At 69.9% G+C, this 16,863-nt stretch carries 15 protein-coding genes; 7 read left to right on the top strand and 8 right to left on the bottom strand.

From position 1 onward, the window contains the following. Positions 1 to 103: 103 nt before the first annotated feature. Genes EOV43_RS03580 through EOV43_RS15535 form a run of 4 tightly spaced genes read right to left on the bottom strand, consistent with a single transcriptional unit; the run spans position 104 to position 4,234 of the window. Positions 104 to 2,479, bottom strand: coding sequence for a VanW family protein (locus EOV43_RS03580; protein ID WP_128219718.1), 2,376 nt, complete (start codon positions 2,477 to 2,479; stop codon positions 104 to 106). 54 nt (positions 2,480 to 2,533) lie between these two features. After that, positions 2,534 to 2,899 carry a hypothetical protein gene (locus tag EOV43_RS03575; protein WP_128219717.1) on the bottom strand — a complete coding sequence of 122 codons (366 nt, stop codon included), beginning with the start codon at positions 2,897 to 2,899 and terminating at the stop codon, positions 2,534 to 2,536. Further along, on the bottom strand, positions 2,896 to 3,828 hold the full coding sequence (gene mshB / locus EOV43_RS03570) for an N-acetyl-1-D-myo-inositol-2-amino-2-deoxy-alpha-D-glucopyranoside deacetylase (protein ID WP_128219716.1): 933 nt from the start codon (positions 3,826 to 3,828) through the stop codon (positions 2,896 to 2,898). Before mshB ends, EOV43_RS03575 begins: the two co-directional genes overlap by 4 nt. A gap of 10 nt (positions 3,829 to 3,838) precedes the next feature. After that, on the bottom strand, positions 3,839 to 4,234 hold the full coding sequence (locus EOV43_RS15535) for a hypothetical protein (RefSeq protein WP_206611385.1): 396 nt from the start codon (positions 4,232 to 4,234) through the stop codon (positions 3,839 to 3,841). A gap of 66 nt (positions 4,235 to 4,300) precedes the next feature. On the opposite strand from EOV43_RS15535, the gene EOV43_RS03560 reads away from it, so the two are divergent. Next, positions 4,301 to 5,428 carry a hypothetical protein gene (locus EOV43_RS03560; protein ID WP_128219715.1) on the top strand — a complete coding sequence of 376 codons (1,128 nt, stop codon included), beginning with the start codon at positions 4,301 to 4,303 and terminating at the stop codon, positions 5,426 to 5,428. Positions 5,429 to 5,462: 34 nt separating this feature from the next. Here EOV43_RS03560 and EOV43_RS03555 read toward each other — a convergent pair whose 3' ends face one another. Both EOV43_RS03555 and EOV43_RS03550 read right to left on the bottom strand, forming a co-directional pair. After that, positions 5,463 to 6,275, bottom strand: coding sequence for a thioesterase family protein (locus EOV43_RS03555; RefSeq protein WP_128219714.1), 813 nt, complete (start codon positions 6,273 to 6,275; stop codon positions 5,463 to 5,465). A gap of 68 nt (positions 6,276 to 6,343) precedes the next feature. Continuing rightward, positions 6,344 to 7,555 carry a nucleoside/nucleotide kinase family protein gene (locus EOV43_RS03550; protein WP_128219713.1) on the bottom strand — a complete coding sequence of 404 codons (1,212 nt, stop codon included), beginning with the start codon at positions 7,553 to 7,555 and terminating at the stop codon, positions 6,344 to 6,346. Positions 7,556 to 7,716: 161 nt separating this feature from the next. Here EOV43_RS03550 and EOV43_RS03545 point away from each other — a divergent pair, with 161 nt between their 5' ends. The 4 genes from EOV43_RS03545 to EOV43_RS03530 all read left to right on the top strand — a co-directional run bounded on the left by EOV43_RS03545 (position 7,717) and on the right by EOV43_RS03530 (position 12,862). Beyond that, positions 7,717 to 9,165 carry a tyrosine-protein kinase domain-containing protein gene (locus tag EOV43_RS03545; RefSeq protein ID WP_164878641.1) on the top strand — a complete coding sequence of 483 codons (1,449 nt, stop codon included), beginning with the start codon at positions 7,717 to 7,719 and terminating at the stop codon, positions 9,163 to 9,165. 34 nt (positions 9,166 to 9,199) lie between these two features. Further along, the gene (locus EOV43_RS03540) at positions 9,200 to 9,529 is read left to right on the top strand and encodes a PqqD family peptide modification chaperone (RefSeq protein ID WP_128219711.1); all 330 of its coding nucleotides are present in this window, start codon (positions 9,200 to 9,202) and stop codon (positions 9,527 to 9,529) included. Continuing rightward, positions 9,526 to 10,440 carry a nucleotidyltransferase family protein gene (locus EOV43_RS03535; protein WP_128219710.1) on the top strand — a complete coding sequence of 305 codons (915 nt, stop codon included), beginning with the start codon at positions 9,526 to 9,528 and terminating at the stop codon, positions 10,438 to 10,440. The genes EOV43_RS03540 and EOV43_RS03535 overlap by 4 nt, the downstream gene beginning before the upstream one ends. Positions 10,441 to 10,717: 277 nt before the next feature. Then, positions 10,718 to 12,862, top strand: coding sequence for a DEAD/DEAH box helicase (locus EOV43_RS03530; RefSeq protein WP_206611384.1), 2,145 nt, complete (start codon positions 10,718 to 10,720; stop codon positions 12,860 to 12,862). Positions 12,863 to 12,885: 23 nt separating this feature from the next. Here the strand turns inward: EOV43_RS03530 and EOV43_RS03525 are convergent, their stop codons facing one another. Beyond that, a complete protein-coding gene (locus EOV43_RS03525; RefSeq protein ID WP_128219709.1) occupies positions 12,886 to 14,154 on the bottom strand; it encodes an arginine deiminase in 1,269 nt (422 codons plus the stop codon). Next, positions 14,151 to 15,017 (bottom strand): hypothetical protein, encoded by an 867-nt coding sequence (locus EOV43_RS03520; protein ID WP_128219708.1) that lies wholly within the window; start codon positions 15,015 to 15,017, stop codon positions 14,151 to 14,153. Before EOV43_RS03520 ends, EOV43_RS03525 begins: the two co-directional genes overlap by 4 nt. A 231-nt stretch (positions 15,018 to 15,248) precedes the next feature. Between EOV43_RS03520 and EOV43_RS03515 the strand changes: the two genes are divergently transcribed. Both EOV43_RS03515 and EOV43_RS03510 read left to right on the top strand, forming a co-directional pair. After that, a complete protein-coding gene (locus EOV43_RS03515; RefSeq protein WP_128219707.1) occupies positions 15,249 to 15,857 on the top strand; it encodes a hypothetical protein in 609 nt (202 codons plus the stop codon). 412 nt (positions 15,858 to 16,269) lie between these two features. Next, a complete protein-coding gene (locus EOV43_RS03510) occupies positions 16,270 to 16,848 on the top strand; it encodes a 1-acyl-sn-glycerol-3-phosphate acyltransferase (protein WP_128219706.1) in 579 nt (192 codons plus the stop codon). Positions 16,849 to 16,863 lie beyond the last annotated feature (15 nt).

Here is a 16,863-nt window from a genome sequence, read left to right as displayed (position 1 = left end):
CGCTTCGGGGAATCACCGAGAACAGCAGAGACGACGAGAGGCCCGGACGCTGCATGCGTCCGGGCCCGTCGCTGGTGCTGCTCGACCAGTGTTGTTCGCCGGGTCAGTTGCAGACGACTCGGTCGGCCGGCGTGTACGTGGTGTGGAAGTTCTCGGTCTTCACCACCGCGTCCTGGCCCGGCTTGTGGAAGTACCGCTTCACGTCCACGTCGAACCCGCCGGAACCACTGTTGGGCACGCACTCGGGGCCCGACAGGTTGCGGGTCTTGGGTGAGGTGAGCGCGTAGCGGCCCGACTTCGACGCGGTGATGTCCCAGCGCTTCGTCGACCACATGGTGACGTTGACGAGGCCCTCGCCTCCGGCCGGCGTGACGCTGGCCTTGATCAGGACGCCGTGGTCGGAGTCGTTGCGGAAACGCAGGTCGACCGAACCCCACGCGACGGTGGCCTCGCGGCCCTCGGGGTAGCGGGAGATGTAGAACGAGTGCGGCTTGTGCTCGACGTCCTCGAAGCCGGCGAAGAACATCGCGTTGAAGACGGTGGTCGCCATCTGCGAGACGCCGCCACCGAAGTCCTCCTTGAAGACGCCGTCGGCGATCATCGTGCCCTTGGTGAAGCCGTTGGCCGCGGTGCGCTCGCCCACGATCTCGTTGAGGGAGAAGACCTCGCCGGGCTTGAGGACGGTGCCGTCGATCAGTTCGGCGGCCCGACCGATGTTGGTGAAGCGGTACGCGGCAGCCGGGAAACGCGTCGTGTAGTTGGAGATCTCCTCGACGATGCCCAACTTCTCGGCGTCCTCGGTGGTGAAGTCCGAGCGGACCTCGACGGAGGTGACCTCGGCGCTGCGCTCCCCTGCCGGCTTGGTGACGAGGCCGAGGAAGACACTCTCCAGCGACTTCTCGTCGAAGGCGATGCCCTTCTCGTCCGGGACGACCGTCGGCTTCCCGCCGACGAGCTTCACGGTGGCCTCCTTCGGACCGCCCTTCTTCTCCAGCGCAGCGTCGACCAGGTCGTTCAGCTTCTCCATCGAGAGCTGCGGCTGGAGTGCGCCGTCGACCGGAGCGAGCTTGAGCGCGGCGGTGTAGTCGGACGGCTCCAGCACGACCTCGACGTCACCGGAGGTGAGGGTGACGACGTCGGACACGGCCGGGTTGGCGAACTCCTCGACGGCCTTCGCGACGTCCGCGGCGTCGACGTCGGGTTCGGTCGGCAGGACGGCGAGCTCGACCGCACGGTCCTCACTCACGAACGCCTTGCGCAGCGTGTTCTCGGCCTCGGCGCGGTCGACGACCTTGCCGGCCCGCGGCTCGACGGTGACGATCTCGGCGCCCTCGAAGCGGACCTTGCCCTCACGGACCTTGGTGCCGTGGTCCTTGTCGACGCGGTCGAGCAGCGTGGAGAGCTTGTCCGGGTCGACGGTGACGACGGGCTCCACCTCGGTACCGCCGGTGAAGTAGTCGATGATCGTGCTCGGGGCCCAGGAGTCACTGACCCCGGCCTGCGCGAGCGTCGCGTCGTGGTCGAAGTCGAGGCCGGCTGCAGTGGGGTCGACCTCGCTGGACTCGGCGTCGACGGTGATCTCGATCGGAGCGGTGGAACGCTCCGAGAACGCGGACTCCAGCGTCGTCCACGCCTCACCGGAAGTCTTGCCACCGATGTCGGCGCCGGCGACCGTGGTGCCCTGCGGGACCCGGCCGGCAGCGACCTGGTGCAGAGCTGCGTAGCCGCCGCCCAGCACGACGGCACCGGCGACGGTCCAGAGCGCGACCTTGCGACCACGGCGACGCGGACGCGGTGCGTCCTCGACGGCGGTGCTGGTGGGACCGGCAGGGACGGCCCCGTCATTGCCGCCGGCCGCAGACGCGGCCACGGGGGCGACGACCGGCTGGTCGAGCAGGTCCGCGACGGGAGCCGACGCGGGCTCCTCGAGCGACTCCGCGGCGGGCTCATCCACAGGCTCATCCACAGGCTCATCCACGGGCTCTGAGACGGGCTCGGGCGTCGACGGGACCTCCGGCTCAGCGGCGCTCGGCGGCGCGGGAAGCACCACGGGAGCGGTGGACGGCGCAGCCTCAGCCACCGCGGCGTCCGCCTCAGGGGCAGCCGCGGCGTCCGGCTCAGGGGTCGGCGCAGTGACCGGCACGGCAACGGTCGGCGGCGGCTCAGGAAGGGCGTTCGCCGTCGCGGGCTCTGCCTCGGCTGCAGGCGCGGTCTCGGCTGCTGCCTCAGGCGCGGTTTCAGCTACCGCGCCAGGCTCGACTGCGGTCACGGCATCGGCCTCGGCAGCCACGTCGGTGTCGGCGGGCGCGTCAGCGTCGGGCAGCGCGGGAGCGTCGTCGTCCGGGGACTCAGCAGCGCTCGCCACCTGCTCCGCACCGCCTTCGACAGCAGCGTCGGATTCCTGGGGAGAGGTCTGCTCGACGGGCTCGTCGGGAGTCTCCTCCGGAGTGGGCTCGTCGGTCTTCTTGGGATCGAACACCCTGAGAGTCTAGGAGGACACCGGCGCAGGAGGAACCGGCCGCGCCGCGAGGGCTCAGGCCGCAGTGCCCGTCCGGGGCCCGCGCGACCCCCTCAGCACGCCTGCGAAGGCGACCACGAGGGCCACCGGAACGGTCGCCATCAGGAGCCATCCCGCCACCGTGTCGGCGACCAGGAAGTCGCCCTCCGCCCGCGGGAACAGCGACCACACGATCACCAGGGACCAGGCGCCGGCGAAGGCCGGACGGCCCCACCAACGCGACGACGACGCCCGCAGGACCGTCGCCAGGACGGCCCAGGTCAGGGCCGTCCCCCACCAGTCGGCATGGACCAGCACCCCGGCGAGGGCGCTCAGCAGACCGACGACGGCGAGGACCACCGCCGTGACCGGAGCCGGCACCCCACGCCGGGCGGTGCTCACGCGTCCGCGTCGATTCCGGCGAACAGGTCGGTCTCGAAGCCGTCCTCGCCGACCGGGCCACGCACACCCTTGACGAGGCGGTAGTACTCGACGCCGAACGCCGAGGCGCCGACGTTGTTGCTGAGCGCGAAGAACGGCCCGTCGGTGGTGATCTGGGTGGCGTGCGCGGTCAGCGCCGCCATCTTGGCGTCCAGGAACTCGGAGCCGTCGACCGCAGCAGCGATGTCCGACTCCGGGGTGGCGATGCGCGGCATCGGGCCGTCGGGGTCCATCGCGGCGAAGCCGGACGTCTCGCCCTGGGCGCGCAGGGCACGCATGCCCTCGCGCATCTTCTCCTCCGACATCGTCGACCAGTAGATCTTCGCGATCTCGTGGGCAGCGCCCAGGTCACGACGGTAGGAGTCGACGGCGGCGAGCTGGGCGGCGTACATCGCGACCCGGTGGGCCTGGACGTGGTCGGGGTGGCCGTAGCCGCCGAACTCGTCGTAGGTGACCAGGACCTGCGGGCGGACTTCACGGATCACGGCGACCAGGTGGTCGGCGGCCTCGGTGAGGTCGGCCTTCCAGAACGCGTTGTCGCGGACGTCGTCGGCGGGGATCGCGTGCCCCTCAGCGTGCCACTGCATGCCGGAGTCGCGGTAGGTGCCGAAACCGCCCAGGAAGCGGTGATCGGTGACACCGAGCTCCTTCATCGCGGCCTCGAGCTCGTCCTTGCGGACCGGACCGAGGGCGTCGTCGCGGTCAGCGGCGAGGTGCTCCAGCTCGGGGACCAGGATTTCGCCCTGCTCGCCGGCGGTGCAGGTGATCAGCGTGACGTGGCGACCCATCGCCACGTACTTCGCCATCGTGGCTCCGTTGCCGATGGACTCGTCGTCAGGGTGGGCGTGGACCAGCAGCAGACGCTGGGCGGGGAGGGGCGCGGACGTCATGGGGCCGAGCCTAGTCGTCACGTCCGTGCTTCCTCACGCCCAACCGGGAGAGCAGGTCGGGTCGCTTCACCCGACGCGGCGCGGACGGCAGGTCCAGCGGTGCGGGCTGCTCCTCGACGGCCTCGTCCGCGGACGCCCCGACGACGCTGCTCGGCGGCAGACGCAGCGGCGGCAGCTGCGGCACCACGGGCTCCGGCTCGTCGCCGTGGTCGAGCCAGCCGTCGTACTCGTCGACCAGCACCTCGAGGACGAACTCGGGGGCGTCACTCAGGACCGCCCACGGGTGGTCCTCGTCGTCGTCCTCGCCCTGGAAGCGTTCGCGTTCGAGCTGTGCGTCGTACCCGTCGTGGGTCAGACGACGCACCACGGCGGCTGCGTCGTCCTCGTCGAAGAAGATGGCCCTCATGCCTCCATGGTGCACCGACGCGGGCGAGCGTGTCGCACTCGTGGCCGGCGGCGATAACCTGCCGGGGTGACCTCCGACGACGCCGCCGCCACCCCGCTCCGCCTCACCGGCGTGCACCTGGAACGCACTGAGGACAACGTCGCCAGGATCGACGCGCTCGCCGACGTCGCCGGTGGCCGGGTCGGGTTCGCGGACGTGGTCGACAACCTCAAGTTCACCGCGCGTGAGTCGTTGGTGGGACGCCTCACCGGACGCGCCGTGGACCGTGCGATCGCCTGGAACGCCCACGACAGCGCTGACCCTGTCTGGTGGCCCCAGGGCGTCACCACCTCCGCCGACGCGGGCGCGTCGGGCGACGGCACCTGGCGTGGGCGTCGCCTGGTGGTCACCACCTCGTACGCCAAGCCTGTGGACGGCGTGAAGCGCGGGTCCCGGATCAGCGTCCTCGACCTCGACACGCTGCGCTACCGCCACGTGCTGCTCGTCGACCCGCACTTCGACAGCGACCACCGCCTCCGGATGGCCGGCGTCAACATCCACGCCGGCGGCATCGTCTGGGCCGGCGACTGGCTGCACGTGGCGGCCACCGGGCGCGGGTTCCTCTCCTTCCACCTCGACGACCTGATGCGGGTGGGCGACGACAACCTCCACCCGACCCGGATCGGTGTCCTCGACGACGACGCCCGCGGCCCGCGTCTGGCCAGCTTCGGGCACCACTACGTGCTCCCGGTGCGGCACGCACATCGTGCGTTCACCGACGAGGGCCACGAGCCGCTGCGCTACTCGTTCCTCTCCCTCGACCGATCCAGCACCCCTCCCGGCCTGCTCGCCGGTGAGTACGGACGCGGCCAGCAGAGCACCCGTCTGGCGCGCTACGAGCTCGATCCCGCCACCGGTCTTCCGGCCACCGACGGCTCGGGCACCTCGCGTCCGGTCCGTGACGCCGACGGCGTGGTGCAGATGCAGGGAGTCGCCCTGGCCCAGGGACGCCACCACGTCAGCGTCTCGCGAGGGCCGTTCCTGCCCGGTTCGATGTACACCGGCACCCCCGGCAGCCTGAAGCAGCACTGGTTCGCGCTGCCCGTCGGACCCGAAGACCTCTCCTACTGGCCCCAGACCGACCGACTCTGGTCGGTCACCGAGCACCCACGTCGTCGTTGGGTGGTCTCGATGCGCCGTTCCTGGTTCGACTGAGACGCCCCTCGGGCTGCTCGCAGGATCTGAGACTTCAGCGCGGGAGCACGGCGAGCTGCCGCGACTGCGCCACCAACCGGTCCGCGGAGTCCCACACCTCGCAGTCCTCCTCGAAGAGCCCACCGGCGACGTTGCGGGTCACCTGACGCAGTCGCAACCAGCCGTCGGCGGGGACCGCGCGGACGTGCGCGGTCAGCTGCACGGTCGGTGCCCATCCGGGCAGACCGAGGTCGAAGGTCACCGGTGGGAGAGCGTCGACGGCCAGCAACAGCTGCACCGGATCAGGTGCCTGCCCCTCCTCGACGCGGAACCAGGCCCGGAGCTCGCCGGCACCGCTGGGTTCCCCCACCGCCCACCCGATGCTGGACGGGTCGAACCGCATGTCGAAACGCTCCATCAGCGGAGCCACCTTCTTCAACTCCGGCGGAGCGAACGACGTCGAGACGCACTCCTCCAGCGGAGCCATCGCGAAGGGAGCGGCCGTGGTGGCGACCGTGTCGGGCAGGAGCGCGAGATCGGAGTAGGTCGCGGTGACTGTGAGCCGGACGACGTCGTCCTGCACCAGGTCGGCGCTGAGAGTCGCGAAACGACCACCCTCGCGCCGCACCGTGGTCCGGACCAGTGCCGGACCTCCGGTGGCAGCGGAGAGGAAGTGCGCCGCGAACGTCACCGGGTGTGGCTTGCCGGGCACCGCCGAGGCCAGCGCCTGACCGACGACGGCCATCTGGAAGCCGCCGTTGATGCCGCCACCCACGCTCCAACCGCCGTCGAGGTCGACGGCGTGGATCCCCTCCGCGACGGACGTGCTCCGCACAGCGGCTGCCCACCGACTCACTCTCTCGTCCATGGGCCGCGACGGTACCCAGCACGAGTCCCCCTGGGAAGAGCCCCTGGACCGGGGATTCTCAGGACGGCTCACATGCGCTCGACGAGCCCCCGCGTCACCATGTCGTCGACGATCGGGGTGAGCGCGTCGGCGACGGTGCCCTCAGCGGGCACTCCGATGGCCTCTTCCATGGCGGCCTCGAGCGCAGCGACCTCCATGCCCGCTGCCCCCGTCTCGCCCACCAGGTCGAGGACCAGACCAGCCACCGGCGACAGGGTCAGGACCTGGCCCTCCAGCAGCACGACCACCGTCTCGTCGATCGCGAACTCGTCCAGAACCGCGCAACGGCGCAGTCGAGCCGGCTTCTCCCCCCTCGAGTCCTCGGCCGCGGGCTCGGACTCGGACTCAGCGGCAGGCTCTGCCCAGGGCTGCTCGAGAGGCGCACCCGGCACCGGAGCGGGGCCGATCGCGCTGCGGTCGGCAGCGTCCAGCCATCCGCGCACCACCGGGACCAGGTCAGCGCTCTCGGAGTAGACGAGACGGGTCAGGCCGCCTCGGGCCTGCAGGATCGCCGTCGCCGAGGCCAACGGGTCCTCCAGCAGGTGCAGGGACGAGGTCTGCTCGGCCAGCTGTGCCAGCCCCTCCCCCAGAGCGACCTCCTCCACGACGACGCCCTCCGCGTCCTCGTGACGTGAGAGCAGCGCGACCTTCGCCAGCCACGGCGTAGGAGGCGACGGGAGCATGCCGAGCTCGGTCGGCGAGACCTGACGCTTGGGACGGCGGCCGTCGACCAACAGCGACAGGGGCTTGGGGAACGGCGTGATCGTGCCGTCACGTTCGATCACCGCCGTCTCGTCGGTGACGTAGCCGAAGGAGGTGGCCAGCGTGCGCGACGCCGTCGTCTTGCCGGTGCCCGAGGGCGCGACCAGGACGACGGTCGCACCGGTTTCCGGGTCGCCGAGGGCACAGGCGTGCAGGAGCCAGCGGTCACCGACCAGGGCCTCCAGACCCTCACGGACCAAGCGGGTGGTGAGCTCGTCCATGACGACGATCTCCGTGGTCCCGACCACGGCTCCGCGACTCCGGGCCTCGTCCACGACGGTCGTGTCGGGGTCGAGGACCACCTCGACCCGACGAGCGGGCACGGCCGTCCCGGAACCCTCCGGCCCCGCGGACCCAGGTGCCACCAGGCAGCGGTCCCAGGCATGCTCGACACAGCCCCGCAGGACCTCTGCGTCCGCGCCCCCCAGGTCGAGAACGACCCGCACACCCATGACGTCCAACGACAACTCCGTGACCATGCCCGGAGTCTAGGCATGGTCACAGGTGAGAAACCCTAGGTGTCACCTGACGCGGCGGCCCCGTAGACTCCCCGTGATTCACTCAGACCACAGCAGCAGGGGGCTCTTTCGTGGAGTTGAAGGACTACGCACGCGTTCTACGCCACCATTGGCAGGGGGTCGTGGCGATCGTCGTTGTCTGTGTCCTCCTCGGAATTGGCTGGACCCTCACCCGGTCCAAGGTGTACGCCGCTGATGCCAACGGCTACGTCACCACATCGAGCAGTGACGACAATTCGGCCCTGGCGTCGGTCAACGACAGCCTCGCCAAGTCGAAGGCAACCTCGTTCCTCGAGCTCGCCAAGGGCCGTCAGGTCGCCCAGCGCGTCATCGACGACCTCAAACTGACCGACTCGCCGTCGGACCTCGTCACCAAGATCCAGGCCACCCAGCCCACCGACACCGTGCTGATCAAGATCGTCGCGCGAGCCGGTACCCCCGAGCTCGCGCAGGGTCTCGCCGACGCGTGGGTCACCGCGCTGTCCGACGAGATCGACCTGATCCTCGACCCCGAGGACAAGGGCATCGCCCCGGTCCGGATGATCCCGGTGCAGGCAGCGGCGCTGCCCACCGCGCCGATCTCTCCCGACCCGGTCCGCAACATCGGACTCGCGCTGGTGCTCGGCCTGCTGCTCGGTCTCGGATACGCCGTCCTGCGCGGCTCCTTCGACCGTCGCCTCCGTTCCAAGAAGGAGGTCGAGGACAAGTTCAAGGTCGCCGTCGTGGGTCAGATCCCTGACGCCCAGGTCCTCAAGCGTCAGGTCTCCGGCCTCTCGCAGCTCGCGGTCGACGCCGACACCAAGGTGCAGGGCCAGGCCCCGTCCTCGGAGGCCTTCCGCAAGCTCCGCACCAACCTGACCTACATGGACGTGGACAACCCGCCGCGCGTCATCGTGGTCTCGTCCCCGCTCCCCGGTGACGGAAAGTCGACCGTGGCCTCCAACCTGGTCGCCGCGATCGAGCGTTCCGGCCAGCCGGTCGTCCTCGTCGACGGCGACCTGCGTCGCCCGATGGTGGCCTCCAGCCTCGGCCTGGTCGAGGGTGTCGGTCTCACCGACGTGCTCACCGGCAAGATCTCCGTCGAGGAGGCGCTCCAGCGCATCCCCGGCCACGACAACCTGCGTGTCCTGGCCGCCGGTTCCATCCCCCCGAACCCGAGCGAGCTGCTCGGTTCGCAGGCGATGCGCAACCTGCTCAACCGCCTTTCCCAGAACGCGATGGTCGTCATCGACGCCCCGCCGCTGCTCCCCGTCACCGACGGCGCGATCCTCGCGGCCCGCACCGACGGCGCCCTGATCGTCATCTCGGCGAACAAGACCAAGGACCACCACCTCGAGAGCGCTCTCGAGTCGCTGTCCCAGGTCGACGCCCGCACCCTCGGCGTCATCGTCAACCGGGTCCCGCGCCGCGGCAAGGTCCTCGGTTACGGCTCCTACGGTGGCTACGGTGGCTACGGCACCTACGGTGGCTACGGCACCTACGGCTCCTACGGTTCCTACTCGGCCACGCCGACCGCCGACGACGCAGCGGCCGAGCAGCCGAAGCGCCGCGGAACGCGAGCCGCCCGCTGAGGGTGTCCCCTCTGCGGAAGGTCTCCGACCACACATGAGCAACGCTGCCGACGCCCCGCTGCCCGCCGCCCCCGCGGCGGGCAGCGGGGCGTTGTCGCACTCCCCTGACGTCGCCCACACGAGCGTCGACCCGAGCGGACGCCATGCTCTCGTCGACCTCTCCTCCCCCAGCACGCCCCCACGGATCCTGGCCGGCCCCGCCGCCGTGATCTGGGAGTGCGTGGACGGTAGCCGCGACCGGGCCGCGGTGGTGGCCGCGGTCGCCGACGAGGTGGGCCTCTCCCCCGACGAGGTGCGCGACGACGTCGAGGGCTTCGTCGGCGAACTGCTCGGTCTTGGCCTGCTCCGGGAAGGACCCGCATGACGACGTCCGAGATGCGCCTCAGTTCCGCCGAGGCGATCCCGCTCGCCTACGCCCTCGTCGCCCGGGTCGCAGCCGACCACGGGATCCGGGCCCTGGCGATCAAGGGCGTGGTCCTGGCGCACCATGGCCTGCGGGAGCCGCGGGTCTCGGCCGACATCGACGTGATGGTGCACCCCGACGACCTCGACGCCATGCAGGCCGCCATGGAATCCGCCGACTGGCGTCTTGCAGGGCCGCACGAGAACCCGCAGATCCTCGGGCACCACTCCATCGACCTGCTCAACGACCACTGGCCCATCGGGCTCGACCTGCACTCCTTCTTCCCAGGATTCCTCGCTCCGGCTTCAGAGGTCTTCGAGATCCTCTGGCAGCGTCGGATCGAACTTCCCCAGGCCGGCCATCCTGTCCAGTTCACTGACCTCGCCAGCAGCGCTGCGATCGCGGCATTGCACCACCTTCGCTCGCTCTGGCGGCCCGAGAACGAAACCGCGTTCGACCGGCTCGTGGAGAAGGCCTCCACACGCCTGGACGCCTCCGACCGGGCCGACCTCTCGAGGCTGTCCGAGGAGACAGGCTGCGTCCGCCCTCTCGCACCTTTCTTCGATCGGATCGGGATGACCGTCGCTCCCTCCCACCCGGCGGAGGACACCGAGTACGAACGTTGGATGCTCGGCACGACTGCGCATCCCTACACCGCATGGTGGTACGCGTTCAAGGAGCTGCCTTGGCGGGAACGTCCCCGTTACATCTGGTACGCCCTCGTGCTCTCACCCGACGAGATCCGGGCGTACCACGGTGACCACGCCTCCGAAACCCCGCTGTGGAAGCTTCGCGTCCAGCGTGTGACCCGCGTGTGCAGGGCAGTCCCCAGCGTCATGAAACGTGAGATCGAACGACGGCGGAAGGTCTGAACCTCCCGTCCGGATCCCGGTCACTGCACAACCGGAGCATCGAGGCGTTAGAATCTCCTCAGCACAGCCCCGGGACGGCGTCCGCAAGCGCACAGCCTCCCTCGTAGCAGTCAGCAGCACTGAGGTTCTGCACCCGTCGCGCGGGTGCGTCGAACTTCGTCGAGACGACCACGTCGGACTGCCTGTCACCCCGCCCCACAGCGGCTCGTGCCCATTCCACACCGCGTCAGCGCCCGGAACACCCGACGGCCACGGCGTGGAACCCCAGAGGAGCACCTTGTCCGGCCAGAGCAAGACGGCATCGCGCGGCGGCAACCGCGGCAACCGTCGTAACCGTCGCCCCCGCCACCTCGACAACGAGGGGATCATCCCCGTGCTCGCTCGCGCCGTGCGTGAGATCGAGACCGAGGCCCAGCGTGGTCGTGTCGCCTCCGCGACCCGGGCCCGGTTCCAGGCCGTCGCACTGCTGGTGCGCGAGGAGCGCACCCGCGTCAAGGAGGACACCGAGATCTCGGAGTCGTCCCGTGCTGATGCGATGAAGCGCCTCGACGGTGTGGCCACCATCCTCGCCAAGACCACCACCCGCGACCCTTCCCTCTTCGAACTGCTCGGTGACGAGGCGGAGATCTCCGACGCCGCCCGTGCGATGAAGCGGAAGATGTCGGAGGCCGCTGGCCTGGAGTTCACCGACGTCGAGCCGGAGCCGGAGGTCGAGGCACCGCTGGGCAGCGAGCGTCGTGTGGTCCCGCAGACCGTCGTCTCGCGCCAGTTGGCCAACCCGTTCCAGCGTCCCGACTTCGACGCCGCGGCCCGCAAGGTCGAGCCGAAGACGTTCCGTCTCGCGTCGTGGGAACTGATCGGTCCGCTGCTGCGTTCCTTCGAGTACGCCAACGGCGCAGCCGCGTGCATGGACCTGCCCGACCCCAACGACCGGACCACGCGTGACGGCCTCGAACTGATGCGTCACCAGGCTCGTCTGGTCGCCTCGGTCAAGGCAGGCCACCGCACCTTCCTGCTGGCCGACGAGCCCGGCCTGGGCAAGACCGCGCAGTCGCTGGTCGCCGCCGACGCCGCCGACGCGTTCCCGCTGCTCGTCGTGGTCCCCAACGTCGTCAAGACGAACTGGGCCCGCGAGGCCGCGCACTGGCTGCCGCGTCGACGCTCCACCGTCATCACCGGCGACGGGCACGACCTCGACGGTTTCGCCGACATCGTGATCGTCAACTACGAGGTCCTGGACCGTCACGCCGCGTGGATGGCCGACTTCGGCTTCCGCGGCATGGTGGTCGACGAGGCCCACTTCATCAAGAACCGCAAGTCGCAGCGTTCCCAGCTGGTGCAGAAGATCGCCGAGCGCATCCGTGAGCGCCAGGTCAGCCCGCTGCTGATGGCACTGACCGGTACCCCGCTGATCAACGACCTCGAGGACTTCACCTCGATCTGGGAGTTCCTCGGCTGGATCGACGAGAAGAAGCCGCTCGGTGGCCTGATGGCCAAGCTCGAGGAGTCCGGCTACGCCCCTGACGACAAGGCGTTCTATCCGGCCGCTCGTCACTCGGTGGTCGACATGGGCATCGTGCGTCGCCGCAAGGTCGACGTCGCCGCCGACATCCCGGCCCGTCGGATCGCCGACATCCCGGTCGAGCTCGAGGGCGAGGCCGGCCGTTCGATCCGCGCCGCCGAGCGGGAGATGGCGCGCCGCCTGCTGGAGCGCTACGACCGTGTCGTCGCGGCCCGGGCCGAGGAGAACCGGGTCGCGGGCATCGACACCGAGCTGGTGCGTAGGGTCGCGGAGTGGGAGCGCGACGAGGCCTCCGACGACAACTCGGGCGAGAACGTCTTCTCGATGATCCGTCGCATCGGTACTGCCAAGGCTCCGCTGGCCGCCGACTACGCCGCCCAGCTGGTGCGCAACGTCGGCAAGGTCGTCGTCTTCGCCAAGCACGTCGACGTGATGGACACCTGCGAGAAGATCTTCGACGAGCGCGGCATCAAGCACTCCTCGATCCGCGGAAATCAGTCCGCGACGGCGCGTCAGAAGAACATCGACGCATTCGTCAACGACCCCGAGGTCGAGGTCATCGTCTGCTCGCTCACCGCAGCCGGCGTCGGTCTCAACCTGCAGGTCTCCTCCAACGTCGTCCTGGCCGAACTGTCCTGGACCGACGCCGAGCAGACCCAGGCGATCGACCGCGTGCACCGCATCGGTCAGGAAGAGCCGGTCACCGCGTGGCGCATCATCGCCAACCAGACCGTCGACACCCGGATCGCAGAGCTCATCGACTCCAAGGCCGGTCTCGCCGCGCGCGCCCTGGACGGTTCGGAGGAGGAGATCAACTCCGCCGACATCCAGGTCGAGGCGATGGTCGGCATGCTCACCGCAGCGCTGGAGGAGCGTGCCAAGGACGGTCGTCGCCGCTGACGGCTGACGCCTCCTGACGACTCTCAGACGGGGTCGCGGCTGATCGGACACGTCATGCAGTGTCCGCCGCCGCGGCCCCGTCCCAGTTCTGCGCCGACGATCTCGAGCACCTCGACACCTTCGGCGCGCAACAGGTCGTTGGTGTGGGTGTTGCGGTCGTAGGCCATCACGACGCCGGGTTCGAGAGCGACGACGTTCGCACCGGAGTCCCACTGCGCGCGTGCGCGGGTCGAAGGGCTGCTACCGGTGTCGACGACGCGCAGCCGCTCCACCCCGAGAGCAGACGCGATCACCTCGGTCAGCGTTCCGGCCTCCTCGCGCACGTCGAGCCCTCCCGCGGACGCAGGCCCGGGACGCAGCGAGATCGCCCGGACGTGATCAGTGACGTCGGGGTGGACCAGCACGACGTCACGGTCGGCGAAGGTCAGGACGGTGTCGAGGTGCATCGCGGCGCGCATCCGCGGCAGCACCGCCACGATCACCCGGTCGACGACGCCGCGGGCGAAGAGTGCGTGCGCCAGCGAGCTGACGCCCTGTCGCGACGTGCGTTCGGACAGGCCGACCAGCAGCGTCCGGTTGCCGATCGGCATCACGTCGCCACCCTCGAGGGTCGCCATCGCAGCGTCCCTCGTCGGGTCGCCCCACCACTCGGTGACCTGTCCGGCGAAGCGTGGGTGATGCCGGTAGACGGCGGCGGCGAGGACGGTCTCCTCGGTGCGCGCAGCGTAGTGCAGGGGGTTGAGGGTGACCCCGTCCTCGATCCAGCAGGTGGTGTCACGGGTGTAGAGCATGTTGGGCAGCGGCGGCAGCAGGAACTCGGTGCTCCCCCGCGCCCGGGACACCGACCGCATCAGGTCCCCGGCCCGACCGGGCGCGAACTCGGCCGGGGTGAGTCCTCCGACGAGGGCCTCGGCGAGCGCCACGGGGGCCAGGCCGTCGAGGTGTGCGCGGACATCGTCGACGAGTTCGGCGCCGACACGCCGGGAACGGACCCGCTGGTCGAGCACCCAGGTGCGGGCCTCGGGCACGGCGAGGGTCTCGGCGAGGAGGGTGGAGAACTCCAGGACCTCGATCCCACGGCCGCGCAACGTCGCCACGAACTGGGCGTGGTCCGCAGCGGCGCGTTCGACCCAGAGCACGTCGTCGAAGAGCAGTTCGTCACAGTTGGCGGGGGTGAGTCGGCTGTGTGCCAGTCCGGGGGCGCAGACCATGACGGTGTTGAGGTGACCGACCTCGGAATGGACGCCCAGTGCGTGCTGCGCAGGCGGCGTCGGGGCGATCGGCTCGCTCATCGCAGGGCTGCTTCCTGCTCGGCCCGACCACGTGCAGCACGGCCGAGGGCGCTGGCCACGGCTCCGACGAGGAGGACGACGACGCCAGTCACGCCGACCGGGAGCAGCCAGCTCTCCACGGAGTCGGTGAGGGCCACCAGCAACACCTCGCCCGCGGGGTCTCCCCCGCCGTCGATCCACTGGTCCTTGAGCAGCGTCCAGGCTGCCCACTCGACCACGGCGACCAGGACCAGGCCGATCCCGACGAGGACGAGGGTGCGTCCGCGCCGACGGGCGAACAGCACCCCGAGCAGCAGCGCGACGACGGCGACGACGGCGACCGGCCAGGCCTTGGCGTCCACCTCACCGGCCAGGTCGAGCACGCGAGCGGTCTTCTCGGAGTCGTCCAGGACGACTGTGCCCTCCGGACTGGGAAGCCGGTCGAGTCCGGGGATCCCGGCCTCGTCGAGGCGGGGCAGAAGCGCTTCCCAGAGGGGTGCGAGTTCGATGGCGACGACGCCCTGGCTGGTGTCGATGCCCTTGCCGTCCTCCCGGATCGTCTCCACGAGGTGTTCGTGCGAGATCCGTACCGCGCTGTCCCACGCGGAGGCGAAGGTGTCGGTGGCGACGGCGGCGTCGGTGGCTCGGTCCAACAGCGCCCGCGCGACGTCGGGCAGTCTCCGGTCGGGGTCCACGCCGTCGACCAGCGCCGTGCTGACGACGTCCTGGACGGGTGGTTGCGCGATCAGTGGGGAGACCGTCCGGGTCCATTCGTCGGTGTCGAGGAGGTGTTCGCGGGCCCAGGTGGCGGGGGCCGAGACCGCCACCAGCAACAACCCGAGCAGCACGAGGACGGCGGAGACGACACTGCGCATGGCACCCATGCGTTCACTGTTCCACCCCCGACGACACTGGTCGAGCAGTACCACCCGTGTCGGAGACTCACACGGCGCAGCAAGGACACGCTCTCTCAGATCAATCTGATCGGGAATCTCCCTGAGGATCTCACCTGCGCGCCGTAGCGTCGCGACTTCCGTTACCCCCTCGATGCCGCTCTCGGACCGACCGCGCCGAGGTCTGCCCAGCCGCACAGGCGGCTCGTTCCAAGAGCGTTCGTGAACCCCAGCACTGCCCACCCCACCCCCAGTCGCCGCACCGTCGTCCGGACAGCGGCCTGGGCCGCGCCCACTGTCGCCGTGGCTGCTGCGGCGCCCGCGTTCGCAGACTCCCGGGCACTCTGGTCGATCGCCTCCAACTCCTTCGAAGGGCTCGCCACCGTCGGGGACAGCCGCAGTGACTACACCGGGATCGGGCGGTTCAACTTCACCATCGCGGTCCCCGCCGGAGTGGCTCTGGGCACCGTTCAGGTCCAGGTTCAGTTCCTCACCGGCACCACGCGGGCCGGCGCCCACGTCGAGGGGTACAACTCGATCGCTGGCGCGAGCGCGAACCACGGCGCCTGGTCCCTGCAGGGCAGCAACCGCGGGGACATGGGGTCGTCCTACTTCACCTTCACGTTCCGACGACCCACCACCGTGAACGCAGCCGCCTCGACGCTGTCGCTCAGTTTCAACACCTCAGCGATGATGGACACCGACGTCGAGGACGGAAGCACGTACGCCACCATCACGTTCTCCAGCGGGAACAGGACCAACGGACCCGACCGCGTCTTCAAGATCCTTCCTCAGAACAACGCGTCCAGGCAGATCGTCGTACCGATCTGAGCAACCCCGGGAGCACCTCGAGCCGCCCACCTCCACGGTGAGCGGCTCGACGGACACGGGGGCCGTCACCCGCGAGCGGCCTTGTTGACGGCAGCCGTGCCTGGGGCCTTGAGCACTGCGCCCGCGCACTTCCTGGCCAGCGGCCAGAAGATCATGGTGGCGACGAACACCGGTCAAGGGCGTCACAGTTGGCTCGATGAGTGAAGGGGACCGGAACAACCACACCGGTCTGAATCTTTCAGGCGTCGCCCATTCTGTGGCGGCCCGCACCGGGAGCGCACGATCTGCAGGACGTCAGGATCCTCAACCCTGCCCGGGGAATGGGGACGAACGCGATCCGGTGACGTCCGGTTGCCGTCCACGGTGCTCACCGCCGTCGTGCGGTTCGACGCGACGCCTTACTGTGAACCCCATGCTCAAGCGATTGCTGGCCCGTCTCTTCTTCGCCCTCTCGGGCTGGAAGCTGGCCTCCGAGCCCGCTCCGGGCCGCCCCGTGGTGTTCCTCGGGGCCCCGCACACCTCCAACTGGGACTTCCCGTTGACGTTGGCGGTCGCGTGGAGCCTGGGCATCGAGATCCGGTGGCTGGGCAAGAAGAGCCTCTTCAAGGGCGTGGCCGGTCCGATCGCACGCCGTCTGGGCGGCATCCCCGTCGACCGGGAGAACCCGCAGGGTCTCGTCGACGACCTCGTCGCGCAGATGCGTTCGGGTGCCACGTTCGGGCTGGTGATCGCCCCTGACGGCACCCGCAGCGGGAACACCCACTGGAAGTCGGGCTTCTACCGGATCGCCCGCGACGCCGGTCTCGACGTCTCCCTCGGTTTCGTCGACGGCCCCACGAAGACCACCGGTCTGGGCCCCACGATCACCCTCACCGGCGACGTGCGCGCCGACATGGACGTCATCCGCGCGTTCTACGCCGACAAGCACGGCTACCACCCCGAGCAGCGGGTGGAGCCGCGGCTGCGCGAGGAATCCACGGTCGACTCCTGAGTACCTAAGAGCCCT

This window comes from Nocardioides yefusunii (assembly GCF_004014875.1).
Lineage (GTDB): Bacteria > Actinomycetota > Actinomycetes > Propionibacteriales > Nocardioidaceae > Nocardioides > Nocardioides yefusunii.
The sequence above is the reverse complement of the archived record's forward strand: the minus strand, read 5'-3'. Positions and strand labels throughout refer to the sequence as shown.